This is a genomic window from Stenotrophomonas sp. UBA7606 (genome assembly GCF_002477705.1).
Taxonomy (GTDB): domain Bacteria; phylum Pseudomonadota; class Gammaproteobacteria; order Xanthomonadales; family Xanthomonadaceae; genus Stenotrophomonas.
Genome location: NZ_DLJW01000006.1, coordinates 1 through 11,234 on the forward strand (window position 1 = coordinate 1; position 11,234 = coordinate 11,234).

10 protein-coding genes are annotated in these 11,234 nt (G+C 64.7%); 6 read left to right on the forward strand and 4 right to left on the reverse strand.

Annotated elements, in window-relative coordinates:
* The first annotated feature begins 3 nt into the window (after window positions 1-3).
* The 4 genes from rpmG to B2527_RS01340 all read left to right on the forward strand — a co-directional run bounded on the left by rpmG (window position 4) and on the right by B2527_RS01340 (window position 4,663).
* Window positions 4-63 carry a 50S ribosomal protein L33 gene (rpmG, locus tag B2527_RS19550; protein WP_414716961.1) on the forward strand — a complete coding sequence of 20 codons (60 nt, stop codon included), beginning with the start codon at window positions 4-6 and terminating at the stop codon, window positions 61-63.
* A 153-nt stretch (window positions 64-216) separates the two neighbouring features.
* Entirely contained in the window at window positions 217-1,593 is a 1,377-nt protein-coding gene (locus tag B2527_RS01330; RefSeq protein ID WP_293705701.1) for an FAD/NAD(P)-binding protein, read from the forward strand.
* Window positions 1,594-1,775: 182 nt separating this feature from the next.
* The gene (gene uvrD, locus B2527_RS01335) at window positions 1,776-3,971 is read left to right on the forward strand and encodes a DNA helicase II (protein ID WP_293705703.1); all 2,196 of its coding nucleotides are present in this window, start codon (window positions 1,776-1,778) and stop codon (window positions 3,969-3,971) included.
* Window positions 3,972-4,213: 242 nt separating this feature from the next.
* Complete coding sequence (locus tag B2527_RS01340; RefSeq protein ID WP_293705704.1) at window positions 4,214-4,663, forward strand: universal stress protein; 450 nt, start codon at window positions 4,214-4,216, stop codon at window positions 4,661-4,663.
* Window positions 4,664-5,018: 355 nt separating this feature from the next.
* Here the strand turns inward: B2527_RS01340 and B2527_RS01345 are convergent, their stop codons facing one another.
* On the reverse strand, window positions 5,019-5,300 hold the full coding sequence (locus B2527_RS01345) for a DUF2782 domain-containing protein (protein WP_293705705.1): 282 nt from the start codon (window positions 5,298-5,300) through the stop codon (window positions 5,019-5,021).
* Window positions 5,301-5,377: 77 nt separating this feature from the next.
* Between B2527_RS01345 and polA the strand changes: the two genes are divergently transcribed.
* Window positions 5,378-8,146, forward strand: coding sequence for a DNA polymerase I (gene polA, locus B2527_RS01350; RefSeq protein WP_293705706.1), 2,769 nt, complete (start codon window positions 5,378-5,380; stop codon window positions 8,144-8,146).
* Between the two features lie 399 nt (window positions 8,147-8,545).
* Window positions 8,546-9,025 carry a DUF421 domain-containing protein gene (locus B2527_RS01355; protein ID WP_293705708.1) on the forward strand — a complete coding sequence of 160 codons (480 nt, stop codon included), beginning with the start codon at window positions 8,546-8,548 and terminating at the stop codon, window positions 9,023-9,025.
* Window positions 9,026-9,191: 166 nt separating this feature from the next.
* Here B2527_RS01355 and hemF read toward each other — a convergent pair whose 3' ends face one another.
* From hemF to B2527_RS01370, 3 genes are read right to left on the reverse strand one after another with little or no spacing between them, the layout of a single operon-like run.
* Entirely contained in the window at window positions 9,192-10,088 is an 897-nt protein-coding gene (gene hemF, locus B2527_RS01360) for an oxygen-dependent coproporphyrinogen oxidase (protein WP_293705709.1), read from the reverse strand.
* 60 nt (window positions 10,089-10,148) lie between these two features.
* The gene (locus tag B2527_RS01365) at window positions 10,149-10,712 is read right to left on the reverse strand and encodes a hypothetical protein (protein WP_293705710.1); all 564 of its coding nucleotides are present in this window, start codon (window positions 10,710-10,712) and stop codon (window positions 10,149-10,151) included.
* Between the two features lie 40 nt (window positions 10,713-10,752).
* The gene (locus B2527_RS01370) at window positions 10,753-11,187 is read right to left on the reverse strand and encodes an NUDIX hydrolase (RefSeq protein ID WP_293705711.1); all 435 of its coding nucleotides are present in this window, start codon (window positions 11,185-11,187) and stop codon (window positions 10,753-10,755) included.
* Between the last annotated feature and the right edge of the window lie 47 nt (window positions 11,188-11,234).

Consider the following 11,234-nt stretch of genomic DNA (forward strand, 5'->3'; position numbering starts at 1 on the left):
TTCCTGAAGTACGATCCGGTTGTTCGCAAGCACGTGATGTACAAGGAAGGCAAGATCAAGTAATCCCTCCGGATTGTTTGAACTGCTGTTCCACACAGAACCCGCCGCAAGGCGGGTTTTGTGTTTCAGTGCCGTGAAAAAGTTCCCGACCTGCCTGCATGAACACATGCAGCGGCAGCATCAGTGGGGTACAAGTCATCGCCTACAATCGGACAGATGAGTGCAATCGATACGCCCACTGTGTGTGAAGTAGCCATCGTCGGCGGCGGTGCCGCTGGTGTGTTGGCCGCCATCGGCATCCTGCGCGGCGCACGGCGGCCGCTGCGCTTGTTGATGATCGAGCCGTCGTTGCCGCTGGGCCGTGGCGTGGCCTACGCCACCCCGCGCGAGGAGCATGTGCTGAACGTGCCCGCCGCGAAGATGAGTGGCTTTCCTGAACAGCCCGAGGATTTCCTCGATTACCTGGGTACTGTGCCGGCCTTCGCAGGTATCCCGCGGGAAACCCTGGCGGCGCAGTTTGTATCGCGCGGCCACTACGCCAATTACCTGCGCGAGCGTCTGCAGCAAGCCGTGGATACCAGTCCGGCACAGCTGGAAATCATTGCCGCGCGCGTGCAGGCCTTGCAGCCGGAAGTGGATGCGGTGCGGCTGCGACTGGATTCGGGGCGCGACGTGCAGGCTGGCAAGGTGATTCTTGCGGTCGGCAATGCGCTACGGCCCTTGCCGGCGCGTGGTGCCAGCAGCCTGCCCGAAGCCAAGCGCATCGAGGCCTGGGATTACGCTGCGATGGCGGATATTCCCGTTGCAGCCGACGTGGCGATCATCGGCTCCGGCCTGAGCATGGCTGATGCGGTGGCCACGCTGCAGGCCAACGGCCACCGTGGGCGCATCCACGTGATGTCGCGGCATGCGTTGCTGCCGCTGCCGCATGCCAAGGGCGCACCGGCCGACTACGACCCCGCGCCGCTGCTGGTGATGAACCTGCGCCAGCGCCTGCATGCCCTGCGCCAGCATGCCGCCGACGCGGCCGTGCGGGGCATTCCTTGGCAGAGCGTGATGGAGCGCATCCGGCCGCTGGGCCAGGCCCTGTGGCAAAGCCTGTCGGCCGACGACCAACGGCGCTTCCTGCGCCATGTGGTGCGCTACTGGGATGTACATCGGCACCGCATCTCCGCCCCGCTGCATGCGCAGCTGCTGGACGTGCAGCGGCAGGGCCGCCTGCAGCTGCATCGCGGCCGCCTGGAGACCGCCGTGGCCGAAGGTGCGTGCGTGCGCCTGGCTGGGTTGGACCGCTGGCGCAGGCCGCTGCAGCTGGAAGTGCAATGCGTGATCAACGCCACCGGCGTGGAGATGCGTGCGCAGGCCATGCGCAACCCGCTGCTGCAGCAATTGCTGGGCAGTGGCGTGGGGCGGGCAGGACCGCATGGCATCGGCGTGGATACAGCACCGGATGGCCGCCTGGTCGATGCCGAGGGTGTGGTCGAACCGCGCGTACAGGTGATTGGCAGCCTGTGTATCGGCAGCCTGTGGGAAAGCCTGGCGATTCCTGATCTGCGTGGGCAGGCGGCGGTGGCGGCAAAACAAGCCCTGTAGTGCTTCTGCCCCCTCCCTTTTGCGCAGCAAAGGGGAGGGTTGGGGAGGGGTTGGCTTTTGAGGTCTTTCCAGCACTGCCGGCTTCGCGGCTTACGCCGCTCTAAAGGGGGGCTGGTAAAGCCCCTGCCGAGCATGGCTCGGCACTACAGGTAGCGTTGGCCGGCTTCCCGTAAAATGGGCGCATGGATGTCTCCCACTTGCTCGACGGGCTGAATGCAGCCCAGCGCGAGGCCGTTTCCGCGCCTCCCGGTCACCACCTGATTCTTGCCGGCGCCGGTTCCGGCAAGACGCGTGTGCTTACCCACCGCATCGCCTGGCTCAACGAAGTCTGTGGCGTGCCTACCCACGGCATCTTCGCGGTCACCTTCACCAACAAGGCCGCAGGCGAGATGCGCCATCGCATCGACGCGCAGCTGGCCAACGGCAGCCGCGGCATGTGGATTGGTACCTTCCACGGCCTGGCCCACCGCTTGCTGCGTCTGCACTGGGCCGAGGCCAAGCTGCCCGAAGCCTTCCAGGTGATGGATTCGGACGACCAGCTGCGCCTGGTCAAGCGCGTGGTGCAGCAGTTGGAGCTGGACGACGGCAAGTATCCGCCCAAGCAGGTGATGTGGTGGATCAATACGCAGAAGGATGAAGGCCGCCGACCGCAGCACATCCAGCCCGAGCCGCATGACCAGTGGGGCGAGACCCTGCGCCAGGCCTATGCGGCCTACCAGGAGCGTTGTGATCGCGCCGGCCTGGTCGACTTCGCCGAGCTGCTGCTGCGCGCGCACGAGCTGCTGCGCGACAACCCGGCGCTGCTGGCGCACTACCGCGCCCGTTTCCGCGAAATCCTGGTGGACGAGTTCCAGGACACCAACGCCATCCAGTACGCCTTCGTGCGGGTACTGGCCGGCGACAGTGCGCATGTATTCGTGGTCGGTGACGATGACCAGGCCATCTACGGCTGGCGCGGGGCCAAGGTCGAGAACGTGCAGCGCTTCCTCAAGGATTTCCCGGGCGCGCAGACCATCCGCCTGGAGCAGAACTACCGCTCCAGTGCCAACATCCTTGGCGCCGCCAACGCGGTGATCGCGCACAACCCGGACCGCATCGGCAAACAGTTGTGGACCGGCAGCGGCGACGGCGATCCGATCGACCTGTTCGCCGCCTACAACGAAATGGATGAGGCGCGTTACCTGGTCGAGCGCGCGCGCCAGTGGGTGCGTGATGGCGGCAGCTATGGCGATATCGCCGTGCTTTACCGCAGCAACGCACAGTCGCGTGCCTTCGAAGAAGCCCTGCTCAGCGAGCAGGTGCCGTACCGCGTCTATGGCGGCATGCGCTTCTTCGAGCGTGCCGAAATCAAGGATGCGCTGGCCTACCTGCGCTTGATGACCAACCGCAACGACGATGCCGCGTTCGAGCGTGCGGTCAATACGCCGACGCGTGGCATCGGCGAGCGCACGCTGGATGAAGTGCGGCGCATCGCGCGCCAGCAGGCGCTGTCGCTGTGGGAGGCGGCGATGCTGGCCACGCAGGGCAATGACCTGACTTCGCGGGCAAAGAATGCACTGGCCGGCTTCCTCAACCTGGTCCAGCAGATCACGGTGGAAACCGCTGAGATGGACCTGGCCGAGCGCATCGAGCATGTGCTGTCGCGCTCGGCGCTGCGTGAGCACTGGGGCAAGGAAAGCCGCAACGCCCTGGATTCGGAATCCCGCATCGACAACTTGGACGAACTGATCTCGGTGGCCTCGCGCTTCGTGCGTCGCGAAGACGACATCGAAGAAGGGGCCGAGGACATGACCGAGCTGGTAGCGTTCCTGTCCTATGCCTCGCTGGAAGCCGGCGAAGGCCAGGCGCAGGCCGGCGAGGAAGGTGTGCAGCTGATGACGCTGCACTCGGCCAAGGGCCTGGAGTTCCCGCTGGTGTTCCTGGCTGGCATGGAAGAAGGCCTGTTCCCCAGTGCACGTTCGCTGGAAGAAAGCGGACGCCTGGAAGAAGAGCGGCGTCTGGCCTATGTCGGCATTACCCGTGCGCGGCAGAAGCTGGTGCTGGGCTATGCCGAATCGCGCCGCATCCACGGCCAGGACAATTACAGCCTCCCGTCACGCTTCCTGCGTGAGATCCCGCGCGAGCTGCTGAACGAGGTTCGCCCCAAGGTGCAGGTCTCGCGCCCGGCCTCGCTCGGCGCAAACCGGGTGATGGGTGGCCACGCCAATATCGAAGCGCCGCCGATCAAGCTCGGTGCCTTGGTGAATCATCCCAAGTTCGGCGAAGGCATGGTCACCGACTACGAGGGCAACGGCCAACACGCACGCGTGCAGGTCGAGTTCGCCGACGCCGGCTGCAAGTGGCTGGTGATGGCGTATGCGAACCTGACGGTGATCTGATCAAGCGGTAAGCCATGTAGCCACGTAGCCCGGGTAAGCGCAGCGCACCCGGGGAATGACGCGCGCATGAGCTAACGGGCAAAGGGCTGCCGAGCATGGCTCGGCACTACCGCTGGGACGGCGGGCCACACTGGGAGGTATGGGTCAACGTTTGAGGGTCCCGGTTTGATTTGGCGCAAGGCATGGGGGCACCATCGGGTGTGCAATGGTGTTACCACCCCTTTCATCCAAGGAGAACTGCCATGTACAAGCGCATCCTGATCGCCACCGACGGTTCCGAGCTTTCCGCCAAGGGCCTGGCCAAGGGGCTGGAACTGGCTGCCCAGTTGGGCGCACATGCCGACATCGTCACGGTTTCCGAGCCTTGGGCGGTGGGCATGTACGACGCCATGGGCTGGAGCGCCGGCTACGAGGCCAGTCCGGAATACAAGAAGGACCGCGAGGAAGCTGCGCAGAAGATCCTGCAGCCGGCCTTGGCTGCAGCCCATGCGGCCGATGTTGCCAACGTCCAGACCCACCACGTGCTGGACCGTTACGCCGCCGACGGCATCATCGACACCGCCAATGCCTGCGGCAGCGATCTGGTTGTGATGACCTCGCACGGACGCCGTGGCGTCACCCGGGTACTGCTGGGCAGCCAGACAGCCGAAGTGCTGGCCCGCAGCACGGTACCGGTGCTGGTGATCCGCTGAGGCTTTCAGCTTCCTCCCTTTCGCGCAGCGCAGGGGAGGGCTGTGGAGGGGGCTCTTGGCTGGAACCACAAAAAGCCCAAAGCAAAACCACCCCCCTCCCAACCTCCCCCTTGGCTATGCCAAAGGGGAGGGGCAAAGCTTGGCCCCCTCCCTTTTGCCGAAGGCAAAGGGGAGGGCTGGGGAGGGGTGCTTTTCGCTGTGTCTCCAAAGAAACCAGCAACCAGAATCAACAAAGCCCTCGATTAGAGGGCTTTGTTTTGCCGGGGGAGTGGGCCTGCTGGCCTTCAGGATTGGCCGCCAAAAGCACCCCTCCCCAGCCCTCCCCTGCGCTGCGCGCAAGGGAGGGAGCTAAGGCTCACCAGCTATACAGCTTCCAGTACACCGGCTTGGTGCCGTCCTTGTCGCCGTCCATGCGGCCGTCGCCATCGCGGTCGTACATGTAGAACGGGGCACCACGGGACGGCGTCACCTTGACCATGCGCAGGGTGCCACCCACGCGGTACTCCTCGACGGTATCGCCGTTGTCCATCGACTTGCGGGTGATGTCCGCACCTTTGACATCTACCGGCGGCGCGCCGTCGCCCAGGGTGGCGCAGCCAGCCAGGGCCAACAGGGGGATCAGCAGCAAGGGCTTCATGGTGGTGGTTCCTTGGATGGGATGGCCTGATTATGCCTGTCCACGTGCAGCAGCGGCCCGCCGCGTAGAATCAGCGCATGAGCAGATTAGTCCTTATTGACGGTTCCAGTTACCTGTACCGCGCGTTCCACGCGCTCCCGCCACTGACCAATGCAAATGGCGAGCCCACCGGCGCGCTGTTCGGCGTGGTCAACATGCTGCGTTCCACGCTGAAGGAAAAGCCCGAATACGTCGCCTTCGTGGTGGATGCGCCGGGCAAGACCTTCCGCGATGACATGTATGCCGAGTACAAGGCCAACCGTCCGCCGATGCCCGACGACCTGCGCTCGCAGGTGCAGCCGATGTGCGACATCGTGCAGGCGCTGGGTATCGACATCCTGCGCGTGGACGGTGTGGAAGCCGATGACGTGATCGGCACCCTGGCCCTGGCCGGTGCCAAGGACGGCCTGGAGGTCACCATCTCCACCGGCGACAAGGATTTTGCCCAGCTGGTGCGTCCGGGCGTGGTACTGGTCAATACCATGACCGGCAGCCGTACCGATTCGGACGCGGCGGTGATCGATAAGTTCGGCGTGCGTGCCGAGCAGATCGTCGACTACCTGGCGTTGATGGGCGACACCGTGGACAACGTACCGGGGGTAGAGAAGTGCGGCCCCAAGACCGCTGCCAAGTGGCTGGCCGAGTACAACGACCTGGACGGCGTGATTGCCGCCGCCCCGACCATGAAGGGCAAGATCGGCGAGAACCTGCGCGCTGCGCTGCCGCGCCTGCCCTTGAACCGTGACCTGGTCACCATCCGCACCGATGTGCCGCTGGAACAGGGACCGCGCGACCTGAAGCTGCGCGAGCAGCATGTGGAGGCGCTGCGCGAGCTGTATGCGCGTTACGGCTTCACCCAGGCCTTGCGTGAGCTGGGCGGCGTGGCCGCGCCGGACGTGGCTGCCGACAGCAAGCCCAGCCTGCGTGGCACTGCTGCCGGCTATGCCAAGGCAGCCGACAGCGAGCCGGTGAGCGGCCTTGATCCGGCCATGGCGGCCAAGGGTGAATACGAGACAGTGTTCACCAGCGAACAGCTGCAGGCCTGGGTTGCGCGTCTGCAGGCCGCCGACGAATTCGCCTTCGATACCGAAACCGACGCGCTGGATGCGATGCGCGCCAACCTGGTCGGCATCAGTCTGGCGGTTGAGCCGGGCAAGGGCGCCTATATCCCGGTGGGCCACACCTATCCGGGTGCGCCCGAGCAGCTGCCCCTGCAGCAGGTGCTGGACGCGCTCAAGCCGTTGCTGGAGGACGCCGGCAAGAAGAAGCTGGGCCAGCACGGCAAGTACGACATCCACGTGCTGCGCCGCCATGGCGTGGACGTGCAGGGCTATGCCGATGACACGATGCTGGAAAGCTTCGTGCTCAACTCCACTGCCACCCGCCATGACATGGATTCGCTGGCGCAGCGCTACCTCGGCTACACCACCACCAAGTTCGAGGACGTGGCCGGCAAGGGTGCCAAGCAGATCTCCTTTGCCCAGGTTGGCATCGACGAAGCCGGTGCCTACGCCGCCGAAGACGCTGACATCACCCTGCGCCTGCACCGTGTGCTGGGCCCGCAGCTGGCGGCGGTGCCGTCGCTGCAGAGCGTGTACCGCGATATCGAAATGCCGCTGGTGCCGGTGCTCGCGCGCATCGAGGCCAATGGCGTGCGCATCGATGCGGCCGAGCTGAAGCGGCAGAGCAATGACCTGTCCGCGCGCATGCTGGCCGCGCAGCAGAAGGCCACCGAGCTGGCCGGGCATACCTTCAACCTGGATTCGCCCAAGCAGCTGCAGGCGGTATTGTTCGACGAGCTTGGCCTGCCGGCGCTGGTGAAAACCCCCAAGGGCCAGCCCAGCACGAACGAAGAGGCGCTGGAGGCGATTGCCGAGCAGCATGAGTTGCCGCGGGTGATCCTGGAATACCGCGGCCTGACCAAGCTGCGCAGCACCTATACCGACAAGCTGCCGGAGATGGTCAACCCGGATACTGGCCGCGTGCACACCAGCTACCACCAGTCCGGTGCGGCGACCGGGCGGCTGTCTTCGTCAGATCCCAACCTGCAGAACATCCCGGTGCGCACCGAGGATGGCCGCCGCATCCGCAAGGCCTTCGTCGCCCCGCCGGGCCGCAAGCTGATGGCCTGCGACTACTCGCAGATCGAACTGCGGATCATGGCGCATCTGTCCGAAGACCCGGGCCTGGTGCGTGCGTTCGAGCAGGGCGCCGACGTGCACCGCGCAACGGCGGCCGAAGTGTTCGGCCGCGCGCTGGACGAGGTGACGGCGAACGAGCGCCGCGCCGCCAAGGCGATCAACTTCGGCCTGATGTACGGCATGAGCGCCTTTGGCCTGGCCAAGAACCTCGGCATCGACCGCGGCCAGGCGCAGGATTATGTCGCGCTGTATTTCAGCCGTTATCCGGCGGTGCGTGACTTCATGGAGCGCATGCGTGCGCAGGCACGCGATCAGGGCTATGTGGAAACCCTGTTTGGCCGTCGCCTGTATTTGAATGACATCCATGCCCGCAACCAGGGCCTGCGTGCCGGCGCCGAGCGCGCCGCCATCAATGCGCCGATGCAGGGCACCGCGGCGGACATCATCAAGCGCGCGATGGTCAGCGTGGACGCCTGGCTGCAAGGGCACAGTGACAAGGCCAGGATGATCCTGCAGGTGCACGATGAACTGGTGTTCGAGGCCGATGCCGCATTCATCGACACCTTGCGCGCGGAAGTCGAGTCACGGATGGCGTCGGCTGCGACATTGCGTGTACCCCTGGTAGTGGACACCGGAATCGGGGAAAACTGGGATCAGGCACACTGATTTTCCAGTTTCTTAACGTTAATGCGCCAGTTTATGAAACGGTGCGTCACGGCGCGCCGTATTCAAGAAAACCCCTTGTTTTTAATGGATGAATCCCTCTTAAATATTTTTGGGAGGAAGACGGATTCTTCACGATTCATCAAGGTTGAAGGTGGTGATATAGCTCTCGACAGGCGCAACGTCTGTCGCGGATCTCTCCCATCCCCTGGAGCAGATCTCGGAGCGGGGATTCCTCCCCAAATGCCCGCTCCCCGGCCCCGTCGACCCCCCCCTGGTCGGCGGGGCTTCTTTTTTGTGGCAAATGAAACCGATTGTGGCGACCTTGCGGCCGCCGCATTTGTCGCAGCATCTTTATCCGCGTTGGCAGAGGATGGCCGCATCGGTTGATGGAGGGGAATCATGTCTGACCTGTTTGCACTTGCCATGCCGTGGTGGGAATTCATCCTGCGCGCGATCATCGTCTATGTCGTGGTGCTGGCGATGGTGCGGGTGGCCGGCAAACGCGCACTGGGGCAATTCACACCCTTCGACATGTTGTTGCTGGTGCTGCTGGGCAATGCCGTGCAGAACGCCTTGCTGGGACAGGACACGTCATTGGGCGGTGGCCTGCTGCTGGCGGCCACGCTGATCGTGCTGAATTACTTCGTGGGTTGGATCACCACCCGTAGCCCCATCGTCGAGCGGGTGATTGAAGGCGAGCCGGTGGTGCTGGCGCGTCACGGCCATGTATTGCAGAACGTGTTGCGCCGCGAGCTGGTAAGCAAGGCCGATTTTGCCAAGGCCATGCGCGACGCCGGCTGCGATGAGGTGGAGGAAGTCGACGTGGCCCTGCTGGAAACCAATGGCCATATCACCATCATCCTGAAGAAGGACAGGTAGTGCCGAGCCATGCTCGGCAGAGGCATTACCGATAGGGCCCAATTGTAGTGCCGAGCATGGCTCGGCACTACGGTTGGGGATTGCTTGTAATGCTTTTGCCGAGCATGGCTCGGCACTACAGGTTGTGGTGCTGCTTGTAAGGCCCCTTGCCGAGCATGGCTCGGCACTACAGCCAGTCGCGTGGGACCAGGTAGTCGGCCAGGCGGGCTTCGTCGCTGCCGGTGTCCGGCTGGTAGCCATACTCCCAGCGCACGCGCGGGGGCAGGCTCATCAGGATGCTCTCGCTGCGGCCGCCGCTTTGCAGGCCGAACAGCGTGCCACGGTCGTAAACCAGGTTGAACTCGACGTAGCGGCCGCGGCGGTAGAGCTGGAACTCGCGCTCGCGCTCGCCGTACGGGGTGTCCTTGCGGCGTTCTACGATGGGCAGGTAGGCATCGAGGAAACCATCGCCCACCGCCTGCATGTAAGCGAAGTCGGTTTCGAAATCGTGGTGCAGGTCATCGAAGAACAGACCACCGACGCCACGGGTCTCGTTGCGGTGCTTGAGGAAGAAGTACTCATCGCACCAGCGTTTGTGCGCGGCGTAGCGGTCGGCGCCGTAGGGGGCGCACAAGTCGCGCGCAACGGTGTGCCAGTGCAGCACATCCTCATCGAAGGGATAGAACGGGGTCAGGTCGAAACCACCGCCGAACCAGGCAGCGACCTTTCGCCCATTCAACTCGGCCTGGAAATAGCGCACATTGGCATGCGTGGTGGGCAGGTAGGGGTTGCTGGGGTGGAATACCAGCGACACGCCACAGGCCCGCCACGAGGCACCAGCCAGTTCGGGCCGATTGGCCGAGGCCGAGGGCGGCAGGCGGGTGCCAGCGACATCGGAAAAACCAATGCCGGCCTGCTCGAACACCGCGCCATCGCGCAGGATGCGGGTGCGGCCGCCACCACCTTCGGCACGCTGCCAGCGGTCTTCGTTGAAACGGGCCTGGCCGTCGGCCTGCTCGATGGCGGCGCAGATGCGGTCCTGCAGGCCGGTGAGGTAGTCGCGTACACGGTCGAATTCGTTCATGTGCGTACTGTAGCGCAGCCGCGCTGGCTGGCCTGCTGCAGCGGCGGACATGCAGCGGGTTCAGCTGAAAATGCGGCGGATTTCCGGCCGGTACAGCTTGATGACCAGCCAACCGTGCAGCAGTGCGATCACCAGCGCGCTGCCGCAGGTGAGCAGCAACATGCTCCAGCGGCCTACCAGCAGTTGCACGCGCAGTTCGCGGCTCTGCTCCGACTGCAGGATGTCGGCGGGTATCACGCTCTGCAGGCCAAGCATCACCGCGTCCACCAGCGGTATGACGGCCAGGTTGGCCACGGCGATCAGCACCAGCAACATGACAAAGCCGATGCGGCCCCATTCGCGGTGCTTGAGCAACCCCCAGGACACCACCAGCAGCCCCACCGACGCCAGCAGCATCAGCAGGCTCAGCAGTGCGGCATGGCGGCCCAGCCAGAAGAACACCGCGGGTACCGGCAGGCCTTCGCCCTGCATCCAGCCGACGATGTCCAGATGGCCCAGGCCTACCACCACCACGATCTGGCACAGGCACCACAGGATGGACAGCACCGCCATCAACAGCGAGAGCTTGGCGGTGGTGTCGATGAAGCGGAGGGGGCTGTCGGGGCGGGGGCGGGGGGCAGTCACATTGGCTCGCAGGTCGGGCGGTGCCGAACTATCGCCTGATTCAGCCGGCCTGCCCAGCACGGTGCTGTAGCGCACGTGCGGCAGGCAGGATGTGCTGGGCGCTGAGCGGGGCCAGTTTCACCCCATGCGGTGGCTGCAGCGGGATCCAGGCCAGTTCGGCGATCTCGGCCTGCACGCGGGGTGTGCCGTCATCCAGCTGCACCAGGAAGGCCTCACCCTGCACCCGGCGGCCGGGTTCGTTGACCGCATCGTTCTCGAACACGCCCAGGGCGATGGCGTGTTCCACATCCACGCCGATGTCCAGCTCCTCGCGCAGTTCGCGTACCAGCGTCTGCAGGGCGTCTTCACCGGGCTCGCGCTTGCCGCCGGGCTGGATGAAGGTATCCGAGCCGTGCTTGCGCACCACCAGCACGCGCTGCTGCGGATCGAGGATGACGGCGGTGACGATGCGGATGGGGTTTTCAGTCGTGGACATGTGCTTCCAGCGGGTGGGGCTCCGTGCGGGGAATGGTACTGGAGGCT

Excerpts from the sequence above, each read along its gene's own strand:
- B2527_RS01330 (WP_293705701.1), top strand. The coding sequence starts at position 217 with ATGAGTGCAATCGATACGCCCACTGTGTGTGAAGTAGCCATCGTCGGC.
- B2527_RS01340 (WP_293705704.1), top strand. The coding sequence starts at position 4,214 with ATGTACAAGCGCATCCTGATCGCCACCGACGGTTCCGAGCTTTCCGCC.
- B2527_RS01355 (WP_293705708.1), top strand. The coding sequence starts at position 8,546 with ATGTCTGACCTGTTTGCACTTGCCATGCCGTGGTGGGAATTCATCCTG.
- B2527_RS01345 (WP_293705705.1), bottom strand. The coding sequence starts at position 5,300 with ATGAAGCCCTTGCTGCTGATCCCCCTGTTGGCCCTGGCTGGCTGCGCC.
- hemF (WP_293705709.1), bottom strand. The coding sequence starts at position 10,088 with ATGAACGAATTCGACCGTGTACGCGACTACCTCACCGGCCTGCAGGAC.
- uvrD (WP_293705703.1), top strand. The coding sequence starts at position 1,776 with ATGGATGTCTCCCACTTGCTCGACGGGCTGAATGCAGCCCAGCGCGAG.
- polA (WP_293705706.1), top strand. The coding sequence starts at position 5,378 with ATGAGCAGATTAGTCCTTATTGACGGTTCCAGTTACCTGTACCGCGCG.
- B2527_RS01370 (WP_293705711.1), bottom strand. The coding sequence starts at position 11,187 with ATGTCCACGACTGAAAACCCCATCCGCATCGTCACCGCCGTCATCCTC.